Below are 16,160 nucleotides of genomic sequence, written 5' to 3'. Positions count from 1 at the left end.
TTTCGCCCTGTCTAACAGGTTTGCGCGCCCAAGGGAATCGGGCGCGCGTCACGATCACGGCAGCAGGGGCGACCAGGCCGGGTCGCTGGCCGGGCCATCGGTCGGAATCTGCTTCAGGTTCCGCCCGGTGATGTCAACCGACCACAGGCTCGCCTGGCCGCCGCCCCCGCTGGTTTCGCGGGTGAACATGATCACCCGGCCGTTCGGCGCCCAGGTCGGGCCCTCGTCCAGGAAGCTGGCGGTCAGCAGGCGTTCTTCGCTGCCATCGGTGCGCATGACACCGATATGGAACCGGCCGGCGTGCTGCTTGGTAAAGGCGATCAGGTCACCGCGCGGCGACCAGACCGGGGTGGAATACCGCCCCTCGCCGCCCGAGATGCGGCGCCCTTCCCCGCCCGAGGCCGGCATGATGTAGATCTGCTGGGTGCCCGAACGGTCGCTTTCGAACACGATCTGGCTGCCGTCCGGGCTGAACGACGGCGCGGTCTCGATCGAGGGCGCGTTGGTCAACTGGCTCAACTGCCCCGAACGGATGTTCAGCGCATAGATGTCCGAATTGCCGCCTTGCTCAAGGCTGAACACCACCGTGCCGCCATCGGGCGAAAAGCGCGGCGCAAAGGTCATGGTGCCCGGCTGCTCTTCCAGCGTGCGGCGCTTGAGATTGCCCACATCCATCAGCGTGATGCGCGGAAAGCCGGTTTCATAGCTGGTGTAAAGGATGCGGTCGCCCGTGGGGGAAAAGCGCGGCGCCAGCACGATCGACCCCGAGTCGGTCAGGTACTGCACATTCGCGCCGTCGTAATCCATCACCGCCAGCCGCTTCAGGCGGGCGCTCTTCGGGCCGCTTTCGCTGACGAACACCACGCGGCTGTCGAAATAGCCGCCTTCGCCGGTGATCTTGGAATACACCACGTCGGCCACCTTGTGCGCCATCCGCCGCCAGCCCGCCGTGGTGCCGGCGAACTGCAGCGCGGCGCCTTCGATGGCCTTGCCGTTCAGCACGTCATAGGCGCGGAACTTCACGGTGATCCGGTCGCCGCTGGCCGACACCGCGCCGGTAATCAGCACCTGCGCATTGACCGCCTTCCAGTCCTCGAAGGCAACGCCGCCGTCAAAGCTGGTGATCCGGCTGATATGGGCATCGGCCGGAATCTCGCGGAAGAACCCGGTTCCCACCAGGTCAGACGCCACCACCCGGCTCAGGTCGCTGGCCAGCTTGCTGCCGCCGCCTTCATCGACAAAGACCGGCACCGCAATCGGCATCGGCTCGATCACACCGGCGCCGATCACGATGCGCGGCGGCGGGGCGTTCTGCGCCTGCGCGGCCGGCCCGGCGAACACCGCAAGACCAAGCGCAATCAGGACTGTGACAAATCGAAAAGACGGTCTCATATGCCTCTGGCTCCGTTTTTCTTGTTTTTACCCTTGGATGGGGTCGCAGGTTCAGGGGAATTCCGGCCGATGCGCGGCCTTTTGCCCATGGTCTTGGGGTGGCGGCAGGTCATCTGAACCTCATCCCGTTGGCGTCGAAGACAAGATCCAGCACCTTCCATGTGTCGTATTTGTCGGGCGGCAAGGGAATACCGCCTTCGGTATAGGCGCGCTGGATAGCGCGGCGGGCGGCGCTGAAGGCGGTGTCGATGGCCGCCTGCGTCGGGCCGCTGCTTTCGATCAGGCTGATGTTGCCGGGCCGGCCGTCAGGCGAAAACTCGACCCGCACCACCACGACCGTGCTCATCGTGTCGGTCGACACCGCGCCCAGGTTCCACTTGTTGCCGATGGCCGACCGGATGTCGCCGATCTCGCCCGCGTTCAGCGGCGGGCCGGAGGGTCCGCTGCTGGCGCCCGAACTGGCCGCGCTGCTGCTGGAACTGCTGGCGCTGCTGGAACTGGGTTCCTCGGCGGTGGCCTCGGCCAGCGCCGCCGCGATGGCATCGCTTTCGGCCGCGCTGCCGGACCCGCTGCTTGCGGCGGTCTCGGTCGGGGTTTCCGTCGCGGCGGGGCGCCGGGCGGGCTTGGACTTCGGCCGGATGCTGGCGGTCATGCCCAGCGACTGGTCCTGTTCCTCGGTCGCCTCGGTGCGCAGCACATCGCCGGATTCCTGCGGAACCGTCTCCTGCTGCGTGTCCTCCACAACCTGCGGCTCGGGCGTCGGCTCGGGGCTGACCGCCTCTTCCGGCGTCTCCGAGGTCTGCGCGTCCTCCGGCACATCCACCGGCGCGGGCGCCACCCGGTCGGCGGGCTTGGGCTTCGGCCGCATCGACGACGACAGCGACGGCAGCGGCTGCTCCTCGGGGGCAACCACCACGTCCTGCGGCTGCGGCTCGGGCGCAACCGGCAGCGGCTCGGGTTCAGGCTCCGGCGCGGGGGCAGGTTCCGGGGCCGGTTCGGGCGCAGGCTCGGGCCGCGGGGCCGGCTCGGGTTGCGGCTGCGGTTCCGGGCGCGGCGCGGGCGGCGTTTCCACCGCAGGCTCCGCCGCCGGGGCCTCGGGCTGCACCGGCTCGGGCGCGGCAATCTCGGACGGCTGTTCCGGCGCCTCGGCGGCACCGGACGGGGCCGAAGACTGTATCGCCGCGAACTCGGCCTCGGAAATCATCGACACCTGGGTCGAAATGATCTCCTGCGGCGACTCAGGCGCAAACAGCCAGTCCCCCAGGAGAACCCAGAGGAGCACCCCGACATGCCCTATTCCCGAATAGAGCGTGCCCGATTGCAACCGCGTTTCCATCGGCTCAGTCCTGGCCATCCGCGCCGAAAGACGGACCCTGCGCATCGGTCACAAGGCCAAGGTTGGTGAAGCCGCCGGCGTTCAGCGCCCCCATGACCTGGGCCACCCGTTCATAGGGCAGCGACCCGTCGGCCCGCAGGAAGATCTTGTCGCTGGTCCGCTCGGCCGCGATCGCCTTCAGCTTGGGGATCAGCTCGTCGGGCGCCACTTCGGTGGTCATCACCATGACCAGACCGTCGGCGGTCAGCGTGACGGTCAGCGGTTCTTCCTGCTCGGTCGGCAGGGCATTGGCCGCCGTCTTCGGCAGTTCGACCGGCACCCCCACCGTCAGCATGGGCGCCGCCACCATGAAGATGATCAGCAGCACCAGCATCACGTCCACAAAGGGCGTGACGTTGATCTCGCTCATCGCGGCGGCAGTGCCGCGACGCCGGCGGCGATGCCCACCGCCACCGCCTTTCTTGATGACCCCGGCGCCCATGGCTCAGCTATCCAACTGGCGCGACAGGATCGTCGCGAACTCGTCGGCAAAGCTTTCATAGCCGCCCTGGATATGTTCGCTGTCGGCGTTCAGCTTGTTGTAGAACACCACGGCAGGAATGGCCGCGACCAGACCCACCGCCGTGGCCATCAGCGCCTCGGCAATGCCGGGGGCCACCACCGCAAGGTTGGTGTTCTGGCTCAGCGCGATCTGCTCGAAACTGTGCTTGATCCCCCAGACCGTGCCGAACAGCCCGATGAAGGGCGCGGTTGACCCGGTGGTCGCAAGGAAGCTCAACCCCTTGTTCAGCTTCTCGCTTTCGCGCGCGATGGCCACATCCATCGCCCGGTCAATCCGGGCCTGCGCGCCGGCGATCAGGGCGCCGTCCTGTTTGTGGCTGCGCCGCCATTCCAGCATCCCGGTCGCAAAGACCTTTTCACTGGCCCCCTGCGGATCGGACCCGATCTTCTCATACAGCTCATCCAGCGGTTCGCCCGACCAGAAGGCGCGGTCGAAGATCGACGCCTCGTTCCGCGCGGCGCGGAACATGATGTGTTTCTGGATGATGATCGCCCATGACCAGAAGGACATGCCCAACAGCATGAGTATGACGATCTTCACCGTCAGCGTTGCGCGCGCGAAAAGGGCCAGCAAGGAGAAATCAATCTCCTGCGCCAATGCGAGGGTTTCCGTTTCCATTACGCCTGCTCTGTTATGTCGTCGGGCCGTTTCCCGGTCCGTTACCCCTGATTCTAGCAAGGATACAGAGGGATTGCCAACACAAGTTGGCGACTGGCGGTCCCCCGCGCATCAAACTTCGCGCCAATCCGTCTTGGCTGTGCCTAGTGAACGGGCGGCGAAAGCCGGGCACGCACCTCGGCGGGAATACGGGCGGCATGGCCGTCGTCGCTCAGGCAGACCAGCGTCACCACCGCCTGGAACAGCCGTTCGCCCGCGCGCAGCACCTCCTGCTCCACCACGATCCGCGCCCCGCCCATTTCGCGCAGGCGGGTGGTAATGGTCAGGTCATCGCCGAATTTCGCCGGCCGCAGATAATCGGCCTCGACCCGGCGCACAGCAAACACGATGCCCTGCCCCGCCTTCAGCGCGGTCTGGTCCACCCCCAGCGCCCGCACCCATTCGCTGCGGCCCCGTTCGATGAACTTCAGGTAATTGGCGTAATACACAATGCCGGCCAGGTCGGTGTCCTCGTAATAAACCCGGACAGGCAGGCTATGGGCGGAAATATCGGACATGCTGGCCTCGCAACGGCGATGCTGGCTTCCTATTCTTTCTTCTGCGGGAACGCCACCACCCCCGCCGCCCGAAAGGAACCGCCATGCGCCTTGCCGCCCCCGCCGTTACCCTTGGCCTTGCCCTGTCCGCCCTGCCCGCCATGGCCGAAGAAGTGGGCCGAGTCGGCGTTGACTGGGTCGGAAACGACATCATCATCGAAGCCATCCCCGACCCCAAGGTGCAGGGCGTGACCTGTCACCTCGCCTATTTCGAACGCTCGATCTATGACCGGCTGACCAACGGCAACTGGTTCGAAGACCCCAGCTATTCCGCCGTCGACTGCACCCAGACCGGCCCCATCACCCTGGGCGACATCGACACCGGCGAAGACGGCGAAAAGGTGTTCTCGGAACGCCAGTCCCTGATCCTCAAGACGCTGGAAGTGACGCGGATCTACGATGCCCGGTCAAACGCCCTGATCTACCTGGCCCATGCCAGCGAAATCACCCAAGGGTCGGGCAAGATGTCGATCTCGGTCATCCCGCTGCCGGCCGGGGTGGCTCCATAGCACGGAACCGGCGCCGGCGCCGCAGGGTCGGCCGCCCCAAGGCCCCCCACCGGCCGCAGCCGGTCATACCACAGGTGAAACACATAGGCATAAACCGCGTAGATCGCCGTCAGGCCCGTTTCCAGCGGTACCGCCTCCAGAACCCCCAGCCCGCCCAGCCACACCAGCACGGGCAGCGTGACGATGGTTGTCGACAGCTCATAGCTGCAGGCGTGCAGGATGCGCCAGCGATGCGGCCGGTCGCTTGCTGCCCGCCCCGTCAGACGCAGGTCCACCCAGTCGAAAACCGAATTGTGCAGCGGGCACCACAGCAGAACCGCCGTGGTCACGGCCAGCATGACCAGAACCCCCTCGCCCGCCGAAGCCCCGCTGTAGATCAGATAGATCGGCACGGCCAGGATCAGGCCGCCTGCCTCATAGGCCAATGTCTGACAAAGCCGCTCACGCGGGGACCGCAGGCTCATGCTGCCTCCAGAATGGTCTGATGAAAAGGTCTTCACGGCCGGCGGGCGGCCAAAGCAATGTGTGAAAACTAGCTTTTGGCCGCGCCCGGCCCAAGTCCGGTATTCAGACCGTGCTACCGCAGCAAGCCGGACCGCGCCGCCAGCCGCAGCGCGTGGCTGCGGTCCTGCGTCATGGCCGGCAGCACCGGGTCATAGGCCGCGCGGATCAGCCCGGCGATGTCGGGCCGCAGCATCACCGCCTCGCCCGCCCGCACCAGCGGCGCCCCGGCCGCAAAGGCCCGGTCCGACCAGAGCAGGATGATCTGCACCGCCTGCGCCAGCGCCAGCGTCTCGGCCGGAACGGCCGACAGGTGGTCATCCATCCGCAGGAACACGAAGGCCGCCCGGATCGCGCCGTCCGGGTCAAACCGAAAGGCCCGGTACTGGTTCGCCCCCTCGGCCTCAAGCCGGCCGCACAGGCCGGTCAGCCCCGGCACCAGCCGGTCAAGGTTCGGCACCTGCGGCAGCTCGGCCCAGTCGCGGAAGAAGAAGACCATCAGGTTCGCGCCCAGCTCGGGGTCGGTCTCGGCCATCCGGTGCCCCGCCAGCGCCACCACCGCCTCGATCGCCCCCTTCACCACCGGCAGCGTCGCATCCTCGATGCCAAAGACCACCGGCACGATGGGCCGCCCCCAGCGCGCGCACAGGAAACTGCCGTCGGCGCGGGTGAAAAGGGCTTCAATCTCCTGCGGGGTCATGCTCCGGCTCCTCTCGGCGGCGGCGCGGTCATCCCCCGCCAACCCGCGCGGGTCAAGCCCCCTGCACACCGCGCACCGGCGCCAGCGCCGCCTCGCCCCCAAGGAAACCCCAAGCCCCTTCATCTTGGCCCAAATACCCCGGGGGTGCGGGGGCTGGCCCCCGCCGCCGCACCGGCCACGGGGCTCACCCGTCGAACAGGTCGCTCTGCCCCGGGGCGCGCGGCGCCTCAAGGCCCAGGTGGCGCCAGGCCTTGGCGCCCAGCATCCGGCCGCGCGGGGTGCGCTGGATCAGGCCCTGTTGCAGCAGATAGGGCTCGATCACCTCTTCGATGGCATCGCGCGGCTCGCTCAGCGCCGCGGCGATGGTTTCCACCCCCACCGGCCCGCCGCCGTAATTCTCGGCCAGCAACACCAGATAGCGCCGGTCCGCGCCATCCAGCCCCAGATTGTCCACCCCCAGCCGGGTCAGCGCGCGGTCGGCCAGCGCGCGGCTGATCTTGCCGCCCGCCTCGACCAGCGCGAAATCCACCACCCGCCGCAACAGCCGCCCGGCAATCCGCGGCGTGCCCCGCGCCCGCCGCGCAATCTCGCGGCAACCGTCCTCCTCCGCCTGCACGCCCAAGAGCCGCGCGCCCCGGGTGACGATCTCATGCAGCTCGTCCTCGGTATAGAATTGCAGCCGGGTGGGAATCCCGAAGCGGTCACGCAGCGGCGTGGTCAGCAGGCCCAGCCGCGTGGTGGCCCCGACAAGGGTGAAGGGTTGCAGGTCGATCCGCACCGTCCGCGCCGCTGGCCCCTCGCCGATCACCAGATCCAGCGCGAAATCCTCCATCGCGGGATATAGCACCTCTTCCACCACCGGCGACAGGCGGTGAATTTCATCAATGAACAGCACGTCGCGCGGTTCCAGATTGGTCAGGATCGCCGCCAGATCGCCCGGCCGCGCCAGCACCGGGCCGCTGGTCATGCGGAACCCCACCCCCAGCTCGCGCGCCATGATCTGCGCCAGCGTGGTCTTGCCCAGGCCGGGGGGGCCGTGGAACAGCGTGTGATCCATCGCCTCGCCCCGCATCCGGGCGCTGTCGATGAAGACGCGCAGGTTCGCCCGCGCCTCGTGCTGGCCGATGAATTCCTCCAGCGCCTGCGGGCGCAGCGCACGGTCGGAATCCTCGGGCAGCTTTTCGGGCCGCAGGGCGGGGTCAGAGGTCATGCCTTACCTCGGCGCCAGAAGTTTCAGCGCCTGCCGGATCAGCGTGGCCGTGTCGGCGTCGGGCTGTTCGCCCGAAACCGTCGCCACCGCCTGCGCCGCGTCCCCCGGCCCGTAGCCCAGGTTCTGCAAGGCCGACAGCGCATCCGCCGTTCCGGCCGCGCGGCGGGCGGCGGCCTCGTCAACCTTCGCGGGCTTGCGGGGCGCGGCGGCCACCGGCGCCGCCGGCTCGATCAGCTCGACCGTCTCGGCGGTGCCCGACAGCCGCGCGCCCATCGCCATGACCGAAGGCGCCTTGGATTTCAGCTCAAGGATCACCCGCTGCGCCAGTTTCGGCCCCACGCCCGGCGCGGCCTGCACGGCACGGGCATCGCCCAGCGTGATGGCGCGCGCCACCCCTTCGGCGCCCAGCGCCCCCAGAATGGCCATGCTCGCCTTGGCCCCCACGCCCTGCACCGTCATCAGCAGCTTGTGCCATTCGCGGTCCAGCATGGTGGGAAAGCCGAACAGTTGCAGCAGGTCTTCGCGCACCAGCAGATCGGTATAAAGGGCGCAGGCCTCGCCCACCGGGGGCAGCGCGGCCATGGTGCGGTCATTGACATGCACGATATAGCCCACGCCGCGACAGTCGATCAGAACGGTGTCCAGACCCTTCCAGTCCAGCCGCCCGGCAATCTTGCCGATCATCCCGCCGCCCTCCGCAGCGCCTGCTGCAACCGGCCGGCCGATTGCACATGATGGGAATGGCAGATCGCCACCGCCAGCGCATCGGCCGCGTCGGGGCCCGCGATCTGCACGCCCGGCAGATGCAGCCGCACCATATGGTCCACCTGCACCTTGGCGGCATGGCCGACGCCAACCACCGTCTTCTTCACCGCGTTCGGGGCATATTCCCCGACCTCCAGCCCGAACTGCGCCGGCACCAGAAGCGCGATGCCGCGCGCCTGCCCCAGCTTCAGCGTGGCCACCGCATCCTTGTTCACGAAGGTATGTTCCACCGCGGCCGTTTCCGGCTGATACAGGCGAAACACCTCGGTCAACTGGGCGTGCAGGCTGCACAGGCGGCGGGCCAGATCGTCGGTGGCGCCATCGCTGTGGCAGATGCCGTTCGCCACATGCGACAGCCGGGCGCCGGCCACATCAATGACCCCCCAGCCAAGATTCCGAAGCCCCGGGTCGATGCCGATGACGCGCATACCTGTTCCTTTTCGTCGCAGGAAGGGTTAGCACGAAAAGAGAACATCCGCCAAGACGTTACTTCTGCGTTGCATTCTTCGGGATGCGGCTGTATGCAAAGCCGTGAAAACGACGCAGAGCCGCAGAATAGCGACGTTTGCGCCGGCCAGCCGCCCAGGCTGCTTGAAAATCGTCAAAACCCTGGTGTCAGCCATGCATTGGCTGCAAGGCGGCCTTGTTGGCCGCTTCATTGCTTTTCTCACGCTGCACGTCTATCTCGCTCTTCGAGGGGCACAACGCCCCCGAATTGAGTAGTTTGTGAAAAGGAACACCATCATGGCCGCCATCGAAACGAGCCGCCCGGCGCCGTTCGGCGCCATCACGACTTACCGTGCGTTCAACGCGCTTTCGACCGTCTTCTCGACGATCGGCGCCTGGAACGACGCACGTGTCACCCGCAAGGCCCTGTCGAAGCTCTCGGACCGCGAGCTGGACGACATCGGCCTGTGCCGTGGCGATATCGAGATGCTGGGGCGCTGAGCCACCCCTGACCGAACCTTCGGTCGCCGGACGATGAAAGACCGTCGCGCAGGGAACCTGCCGGCGGTCTTTCTGTTTTCCGCACCCCGCCCCGCACCACATGCCGGCGCCGAACATGCAAAAGGCCGCCCCGACGGCGGCCTTTTCAGTCCGGCATCTCGGCCCAGGGGTCAGGCCGGAAAGACCTGCCCCAGGAAAGACGCGATCATCCGCGTCACCGGATCGGCGGCCATCAGCGTTGCGGCCAGCGGGTCAAAGCCGGTTCCGGTCGCCAGTTCCCCGACGCGGCGATCATAGGTTTCATCCCCGACATGGAACAGGATCGCGCCCTTCAGGACAAAGCCGATGGCGATCACCACCACCAGCGACCGCAGCAGCCGCCCGACAGACCCTTCGCGCCGAAAAGTCGAAGACCGGCCCAGCGTGCCCCGCGCCTCAAATCCATAGCCCTTGCGGCGCATCTTTTCGATACGTTCAACGCGGCCGTAAAATTCCTTGAGATTAGGATCAGACCACATTTGCACACCGGAAACAGCGTTTTCCAACACGCCCCCCTTTCCACAGGCCGCCTGACTGCGGCCCGGATAAGGGAACGTTCGCTCAGGAGAACTTAATCAGGCGTTATTTTCAAGCCCGGTTGCCTTTTCCAGCACCAATGCCGACCATTCGCCAAGATCGTTGCGATTCAAAAGACGGAAACCTGACCCAAGATAAGTTTCAATCACAGCTTCTGCCTGAACCGCCAGCAGGCCCGACAGAATCACGCGCCCGCCCGGTGCGGCATAGGTTGCCATCGCCGGCGCCAGTTCGACCAGCGGCCCCTTCAGGATATTGGCGAAGATCAGGTCAAAGGGTGCCGCCGCCTTGATCTTGCGGTGATCGAAACCCGCGGCCTCAAGACAGTCGATCCGGCCTTCCAGCCCGTTGATCGCCACATTCACCTTGGCCACATCCACCGCCACCGGGTCGATGTCGCTGGCGATCACCCGCGCCTCGGGCAGAACCTTGGCCGCGGCCATCGCCAGAACCGCGGTTCCGGCGCCGATGTCGGCCACGTTCGCGGGGCGGAACCCTTCGGTGAACAGGTGGTCAAAGGCCAGCAGGCAGCCCAGCGTGGTGGCATGGTGGCCGGTGCCGAAGGCCATGCTCGCCTCGATCTGCAACGCCACCCGGCCGGCGGGCAGCTTGTCGGCATCATGGCTGCCGAACACGAAGAAGCGGCCCGCATCCACCGGATGCAGCTCGCGCTGCACCTTGGCCACCCAGTCCACCTCGGGCAGTTCCGACACAAGGAAGGATTTGGCGCCGAAGGCCGTGGCCAGGATTTCCAGGATGATGCCATCGGGCGCATCGTGGAAATAACCGGCCACTTCCCACAGGCCCGACCCGTCTTCCACCTCGAAGACGCCCACACCATAGGGCTCGGGTTCCATCCGCTCAACCGCCTCGGCCAAGGCGCGGGCGGCGGCTTCGCCTTGCGTGGAAGTAAGGGCGGAATAGGTCGTCATATCGCAGGCTCCGGTCAGGGCGTGGGCCTTGCGTTACGCGGTTGGGGCCTTAGGCGCAAGCGTCAGGCCCCTTCGCGCCCGTTTCAGGCCGCCGTGACGCCCACCCCGATGGGGCAGGACACGCCGGTTCCGCCAATCCCGCAATAGCCGTCGGGATTCTTCGCCAGATACTGCTGGTGATAGTCCTCGGCGTAATAGAACACCGGCGCGGGCAGGATCTCGGTGGTGATCTGCCCCCGCCCGGCGGCGGTCAGCGCCTGCTGATAGGCGGCCTTGCTGGCCCGCGCCGCCGCATCCTGCGCCTCGGCGAAGGTGTAGATGCCGCTGCGGTAGGTGCTGCCCACGTCATTGCCCTGCCGCATCCCCTGCGTCGGGTCGTGGTTTTCCCAGAACAGCTTCAGCAGCGCGTCATAGCTCACGACCTTCGGGTCATAGATCACCCGCACCACCTCGTTGTGGCCGGTCAACTGGGTGCAGGTTTCCTTGTAGGTCGGGTTCGGGGTGAACCCGCCGGCATAGCCGACCATGGTCAGCCACACACCCGGCACGGCCCAGAACTTGCGCTCGACGCCCCAGAAGCAGCCCATGCCGAACATCGCCTCTTCCATCCCCTCGGGCACCGGCGATTTCAGCGGCAGCCCCGAAAGGAAATGCGTCTCGGCGGTGGGCAACGGCTCGGCCCGGCCCGGCAGGGCGCGGTCGGCGGTCACCATCTCGGTCTTGCGGCGGTCGAAAAGGAACATCTGCAACTCCTCATCTGTATGCCCAAGGAATATAGGGGGCGCGGGCCGAATGTCACTCGGCCGGGCGGGCCAAACCGCGCGACAACAAGGTTTCGTGACCGGGCGCCGGATGACGCGGGATCAGCATCACCAGCCCCACCGTCACCGCCGCCATGCCCGCGCCCAGCACGAACACCTTGTCCGGCGCCACCGCCCAAAGATAGCCCAGCGCCGCCGGCAGGAACACCGCCGCGATATGGTTGATGGTGAAGGCCACCGCCTGCGTGGGGGCAATGTCGCGCGGATCGGCGATCTTCTGGAAATAGGTCTTCAGCGCGAAGGACAGCGAAAAGAAGAACTGGTCGGCGATATACAGGACCCCCGCCACCACGATGCCCCAGCCGAACCAGGTCAGCCCGCCATAGGCCAGGAACACCAGCGTCAGCCCGATATATTCCACCGCCATCACATTGCGCTCGCCCCAGCGGCCCAGCGCCCGCCCCATGGCCGGGGCCGCCACCATGTTGACGGCAAAGTTCACCAGCAAGAGCGCCGTCATCTCGGAAACCTTCATGCCGAACTGTTCCACCATCATGAAGCCGGCAAAGACCACATAGATCTGCCGCCGCGCGCCCGCCATGAATTGCAGCAGGTAGAACAGCCAGTAGCGCCGCCGCAGCACCATATGCCGGTGCTGGGGGTGCGGTGCCTCGATCTGCGGCCAGGCCAGCGCGGCAAACACCACCAGCGCCAGCGTGATCCCGCCCGAGGCCAGATAGACCGTGTTGTAATCCAGGCCCAGCCTGTCCCACAAAAGCACGATCGCCCCATAGGACAGAAGCGACGCCGCCGACCCCACGCCGATGATCCGCCCCAGCACCCGCGGCGCGCGGTCCCGGCCCAGCCATTGCAGTTGCAGCGACTGATTCACCGTCTCGAAATAATGAAACCCGATCGAGGACAGCAGCGTCACCACCAAGAGCCCGCCAAAGCTGGTGAACCAGGCGGTGACCGCCGTCGCCGCGCCCAGCAGCGCCAGCGCCACCAGCGCCAGCGTCTGTTCGCGCATCACCCACAGGACCAGGATCACCCCCACCGCCAGAAAGCCGGGGATTTCGCGCACCGTATGCAGCCAGCCGATTTCCTTGCCGGTAAAGCCCGCCGCCTCGATCACGAAGTTGTTCAGCAGCGCGGTCCAGGTGGCAAAGCTCATCGGCATGGCAAAGGCCATGAGGTAAAGCAGCGCCTCGGGCCGCCGCCAGCGCGGCAGCCGTTCGGCCTCGGCAAGGGTCATGCGGTGCAGGATCATGCCGCGCGCTTACACCGGCCGGATATGCCGGGCCAGCCGAACCTTGTGACGGGCACAATTACACCACATCGCCCCGGTCCAGCCGGGCCAGCACGGTTTCGGCCCCGTTCATCACCCGCGCCCGGTGGTCGGCCGGCATCCGGTCCCAGGTCCGGTACATCTGCGCCATGCGGGGGTTGCGCGCGAACCGCGCCCGGTGCCGGTCCAGAAAGTGCCAGTACAGCAGGTTGAACGGACAGGCCGCCTCGCCCACCTTTTCCGCAACCTTGTAGCCGCAGCCCCGGCAATGGTCGGACATCCGGTCGATATAGGCGCCCGAACTGACATAGGGTTTCGACCCGACCACGCCCCCGTCGGCCCATTGGCTCATTCCCAGGGTGTTGGGCGCCTCGACCCATTCGAAGGCGTCGATATAGACCGACAGATACCACTGATGCGCCGCCGCCGGGTCCACCCCCGCCAGCAGCGCAAAGTTGCCCGTCACCATCAGCCGCTGGATATGGTGGGCATAGGCCAGCGCCTCCGTCTGGCCCACCGCCGCGCGCAGGCAGGCCATCCGCGTCTCGCCGCCCCAATAGGCCGCCGGCAGGGCGCGGCCATGGCCCAGCGCGTTCGCTTCCAGATAGGCCGGCCCCTTCAACGCCCAGATGCCGCGCACGAACTCGCGCCAGCCGATGATCTGCCGGATGAACCCCTCGGCGGCGTTCAGCGGCACCCGGCCCGCCCGCCAGGCGTCTTCGGCTGCCCGGCACAGCTCCAGCGGCCGCAGAAGCCCGATGTTCAGCGCCGCCGACAGCAGCGAATGGGAAAGCCACGGCTCGCCCTCCAGCATGGCATCCTGTTCGGCGCCAAAGCTGGGCAGGCGGTGCGTCACGAAATCGTCCAGCGCCTGCACCGCCTGCGCCCGCGTCACCGGCCAGCCGAACGGGCGCAGCCGCCCGAAATGGGCGAACCGCGCCTCCACCAGCGTCAGCACCTCCTCGGTCACCGCATCGGGGGCAAACCGCAGCGGGGCTCGCCGCAACAGGCTGCGCTCCGCCCGCTTGCGGTTCTCGGCGTCCAGGTTCCACTGGCCGCCCGCGGGCTTGTCACCCTCCATCAACAGGCCGGTCTTGCGGCGCATGTCGCGGTAGAACCATTCCATCCGCAGCTCCTTGCGCCCCTCGGCCCAGGCCGCAAAGTCACCCGGCGAACACAGGAACCGGTCATCCGGCAGCACCGTCACCGCCAGCGGCAGCGCCTGCAGGTCCGCCAGCACCCGCCATTCGCCCGGATGGGTGCAGATCAGCGCCTCCGCCCCCGCTTCCGCCGCCCGCCGCAGCAGTTCGGCCGCCAGCGTCTGCCCATTCCCGGGGTCATCAAGCCGCGAATAGGCAACCTGCCAGCCGGCCGCCCGCAAATCCTGCGCAAAGTGCCGCATGGCGGACAGGATCAGCGCAATCTTCTGCGGGTGGTGCGGGACGCTGGTCCCCTCGCCCGTCACCTCGGCCATCACCACCAGATCGCGCGCCGGATCGGCGGCCCGCAGCGCCGACAGATCCGCGGATAGCTGGTCGCCCAGCACCAGAATCAGCCGCGGCTTCGGCATCGTCCCTTCCCTGCGGCCCCCGATGGCCGTGCTGCGGCGGAACCTAATCCGTCTGCCGCCGCCATCCAGCCCGCCGGGAATGCGTTTCTGCTCTTTCCTTCGCGGAAAACGCCCGTATAGTCCGGCCCCATGACCAAAGCGCCGCAGATTCCTGCTACCTGCACGGGCTTCCGCCCGGCAGCCGCGCTTGGCCTTCTTCTTCTTAGCCGCCTCTGAGCGTGCCCTTGGGCGCGACCGCTCGGAGGTGACCAGCGCCCGGACCACGCAAACAGGCTAAGACTCCAAGGATTTCCCCGATGACCGACACGAATGCGCAACCCCGCGTCCTGATTTTCGATACCACGCTGCGCGATGGCGAACAGTCGCCCGGCGCGACCATGACGCATGAAGAGAAACTCGAAATCGCCACCCTGTTGGATGAAATGGGGGTCGATGTCATCGAGGCCGGCTTCCCCATCGCCAGCGAGGGCGACTTCGCCGCCGTCAGCGAAATCGCCCGGCGCGCGAAGAACAGCACCATCTGCGGTCTGGCCCGCGCCAATACCAAGGACATCGACCGCTGCTGGGAAGCGGTGAAGCACGCGAAATCGCCGCGCATCCACACCTTCATCGGCACCTCGCCGTTGCACCGGGCCATTCCCAATCTGGACATGGACCAGATGGCCGAGCGGATCCACGACACGGTGACCCACGCCCGCAACCTGTGCGACAACATCCAGTGGTCGCCGATGGACGCGACCCGGACCGAGGCTGATTACCTCTGCCGCGTGGTGGAAATCGCCATCAAGGCCGGCGCGACCACGATCAACATCCCCGATACGGTGGGCTACACCTACCCGTTCGAATCCGCCAAGATCATCCGCATGTTGCTGGAGCGGGTGCCGGGGGCCGATACCATCGTCTTCGCCACCCATTGCCACAACGATCTGGGCATGGCCACGGCCAACGCCCTGGCCGCTGTGGAGGCCGGCGCGCGGCAGATCGAATGCACCATCAACGGCCTTGGCGAACGCGCTGGCAACACCGCGCTGGAAGAGGTGGTCATGGCGATGCGGGTCAGGAATGACATCCTGCCCTACCGCACCGGCATCGACTCGACCAAGATCATGAACCTGTCGCGCCGCGTCAGCCAGGTGTCGGGCTTCCCGGTGCAGTTCAACAAGGCCATCGTCGGCAAGAACGCCTTTTTACATGAATCCGGCATCCATCAGGACGGCGTGCTGAAGAACGTCCAGACGTTCGAGATCATGCGTCCCGAAGACATCGGCCTGACGGCGAAGAACATCGCCATGGGCAAACACTCGGGCCGCGCCGCGCTGCGCTCCAAGCTCAAGGAACTGGGCTTCGATCTGGCCGACAACCAGTTGAATGACGTGTTCGTGCGCTTCAAGGCGCTGGCCGACCGCAAGAAGGAAATCTACGACGATGACCTGATCGCGCTGGTCGCGGATGAACAGACCAACGATGCCTATGAATTCCTGCAACTGAAAAAGCTGCGGGTCATCTGCGGCACCGAAGGCCCGCAGGAAGCGGACATGATCCTGACCATCGACGGCACCGATCACCACATCGACGCCACCGGCGACGGCCCGGTCGATGCCGCCTTCAACTGCGTGAAGATGCTCTTCCCGCACAAGGCGCGGCTGCAGGTCTATCAGGTTCATGCCGTGACCGAAGGCACCGACGCGCAGGCCACCGTCTCGGTCCGTCTGGAGGAAGACGGCCGCATCGTCACCGGCTCGTCCGCCGATACCGACACGATCGTCGCCTCGACCCGCGCCTATATCAACGCGCTGAACCGCCTGATCATCCGCCGCCAGAAAACCGCCCCCGGCGAGGATGTGAAGACCGTGACCTATCACCACGGCGAATGACCGGCAGCGCCCGGTGCCCTGC

The 16,160-nt window shown here is 66.7% G+C and carries 18 protein-coding genes; 3 read left to right on the top strand and 15 right to left on the bottom strand.

Annotated features, from left to right (window positions below):
* Window positions 1-54: 54 nt before the first annotated feature.
* From tolB to ybgC, 5 genes are all read right to left on the bottom strand, one after another.
* Window positions 55-1,392: a Tol-Pal system beta propeller repeat protein TolB gene (gene tolB / locus B6K69_RS14285; protein ID WP_108644256.1), complete on the bottom strand. Its 1,338-nt coding sequence runs from the start codon at window positions 1,390-1,392 to the stop codon at window positions 55-57.
* A gap of 109 nt (window positions 1,393-1,501) precedes the next feature.
* Window positions 1,502-2,728 (bottom strand): cell envelope biogenesis protein TolA, encoded by a 1,227-nt coding sequence (locus B6K69_RS14280; RefSeq protein WP_108644255.1) that lies wholly within the window; start codon window positions 2,726-2,728, stop codon window positions 1,502-1,504.
* A gap of 4 nt (window positions 2,729-2,732) precedes the next feature.
* On the bottom strand, window positions 2,733-3,209 hold the full coding sequence (tolR, locus tag B6K69_RS14275; RefSeq protein ID WP_108644254.1) for a protein TolR: 477 nt from the start codon (window positions 3,207-3,209) through the stop codon (window positions 2,733-2,735).
* 3 nt (window positions 3,210-3,212) lie between these two features.
* Window positions 3,213-3,908, bottom strand: a complete 696-nt coding sequence (gene tolQ / locus B6K69_RS14270) for a protein TolQ (RefSeq protein ID WP_108644253.1) — start codon at window positions 3,906-3,908, stop codon at window positions 3,213-3,215.
* 143 nt (window positions 3,909-4,051) lie between these two features.
* A complete protein-coding gene (gene ybgC, locus B6K69_RS14265; protein WP_108644252.1) occupies window positions 4,052-4,465 on the bottom strand; it encodes a tol-pal system-associated acyl-CoA thioesterase in 414 nt (137 codons plus the stop codon).
* An 83-nt stretch (window positions 4,466-4,548) separates the two neighbouring features.
* Here ybgC and B6K69_RS14260 point away from each other — a divergent pair, with 83 nt between their 5' ends.
* Window positions 4,549-5,013, top strand: a complete 465-nt coding sequence (locus B6K69_RS14260) for a CreA family protein (RefSeq protein WP_108644251.1) — start codon at window positions 4,549-4,551, stop codon at window positions 5,011-5,013.
* Here B6K69_RS14260 and B6K69_RS14255 read toward each other — a convergent pair.
* From B6K69_RS14255 to ruvC, 5 genes are all read right to left on the bottom strand, one after another.
* Window positions 4,926-5,477 (bottom strand): chlorhexidine efflux transporter, encoded by a 552-nt coding sequence (locus tag B6K69_RS14255; protein ID WP_108644250.1) that lies wholly within the window; start codon window positions 5,475-5,477, stop codon window positions 4,926-4,928. The two genes, B6K69_RS14260 and B6K69_RS14255, sit on opposite strands and share 88 nt — an antisense overlap.
* 113 nt (window positions 5,478-5,590) lie before the next feature.
* A complete protein-coding gene (locus B6K69_RS14250) occupies window positions 5,591-6,214 on the bottom strand; it encodes a hypothetical protein (protein ID WP_108644249.1) in 624 nt (207 codons plus the stop codon).
* Window positions 6,215-6,398: 184 nt separating this feature from the next.
* The gene (gene ruvB, locus B6K69_RS14245; RefSeq protein WP_107673666.1) at window positions 6,399-7,424 is read right to left on the bottom strand and encodes a Holliday junction branch migration DNA helicase RuvB; all 1,026 of its coding nucleotides are present in this window, start codon (window positions 7,422-7,424) and stop codon (window positions 6,399-6,401) included.
* Window positions 7,425-7,427: 3 nt separating this feature from the next.
* On the bottom strand, window positions 7,428-8,108 hold the full coding sequence (gene ruvA, locus B6K69_RS14240) for a Holliday junction branch migration protein RuvA (protein ID WP_108644248.1): 681 nt from the start codon (window positions 8,106-8,108) through the stop codon (window positions 7,428-7,430).
* Window positions 8,105-8,617: a crossover junction endodeoxyribonuclease RuvC gene (gene ruvC, locus B6K69_RS14235; RefSeq protein ID WP_107673668.1), complete on the bottom strand. Its 513-nt coding sequence runs from the start codon at window positions 8,615-8,617 to the stop codon at window positions 8,105-8,107. Before ruvC ends, ruvA begins: the two co-directional genes overlap by 4 nt.
* A gap of 316 nt (window positions 8,618-8,933) precedes the next feature.
* On the opposite strand from ruvC, the gene B6K69_RS14230 reads away from it, so the two are divergent.
* Window positions 8,934-9,137 carry a DUF1127 domain-containing protein gene (locus B6K69_RS14230; protein ID WP_107673760.1) on the top strand — a complete coding sequence of 68 codons (204 nt, stop codon included), beginning with the start codon at window positions 8,934-8,936 and terminating at the stop codon, window positions 9,135-9,137.
* A 170-nt stretch (window positions 9,138-9,307) separates the two neighbouring features.
* On the opposite strand, the gene B6K69_RS14225 is transcribed toward B6K69_RS14230, so the two are convergent.
* From B6K69_RS14225 to B6K69_RS14205, 5 genes are all read right to left on the bottom strand, one after another.
* Window positions 9,308-9,682 (bottom strand): hypothetical protein, encoded by a 375-nt coding sequence (locus B6K69_RS14225; protein WP_228156747.1) that lies wholly within the window; start codon window positions 9,680-9,682, stop codon window positions 9,308-9,310.
* 69 nt (window positions 9,683-9,751) lie between these two features.
* The gene (locus B6K69_RS14220; RefSeq protein ID WP_108644247.1) at window positions 9,752-10,645 is read right to left on the bottom strand and encodes a 50S ribosomal protein L11 methyltransferase; all 894 of its coding nucleotides are present in this window, start codon (window positions 10,643-10,645) and stop codon (window positions 9,752-9,754) included.
* An 83-nt stretch (window positions 10,646-10,728) separates the two neighbouring features.
* Entirely contained in the window at window positions 10,729-11,388 is a 660-nt protein-coding gene (gene msrA / locus B6K69_RS14215; protein ID WP_108644246.1) for a peptide-methionine (S)-S-oxide reductase MsrA, read from the bottom strand.
* Between the two features lie 52 nt (window positions 11,389-11,440).
* Window positions 11,441-12,676, bottom strand: a complete 1,236-nt coding sequence (locus tag B6K69_RS14210) for an MFS transporter (protein WP_108644245.1) — start codon at window positions 12,674-12,676, stop codon at window positions 11,441-11,443.
* 58 nt (window positions 12,677-12,734) lie between these two features.
* Window positions 12,735-14,264 carry a cryptochrome/photolyase family protein gene (locus B6K69_RS14205; protein WP_108644244.1) on the bottom strand — a complete coding sequence of 510 codons (1,530 nt, stop codon included), beginning with the start codon at window positions 14,262-14,264 and terminating at the stop codon, window positions 12,735-12,737.
* Between the two features lie 296 nt (window positions 14,265-14,560).
* Here B6K69_RS14205 and B6K69_RS14200 point away from each other — a divergent pair, with 296 nt between their 5' ends.
* The gene (locus tag B6K69_RS14200; protein WP_107673674.1) at window positions 14,561-16,138 is read left to right on the top strand and encodes a 2-isopropylmalate synthase; all 1,578 of its coding nucleotides are present in this window, start codon (window positions 14,561-14,563) and stop codon (window positions 16,136-16,138) included.
* The last annotated feature ends 22 nt before the right edge of the window (window positions 16,139-16,160 follow it).

The organism is Pseudogemmobacter blasticus (assembly GCF_003071405.1).
Taxonomy (GTDB): domain Bacteria; phylum Pseudomonadota; class Alphaproteobacteria; order Rhodobacterales; family Rhodobacteraceae; genus Pseudogemmobacter; species Pseudogemmobacter blasticus.
The sequence above is the reverse complement of the archived record's forward strand: the minus strand, read 5'-3'. Positions and strand labels throughout refer to the sequence as shown.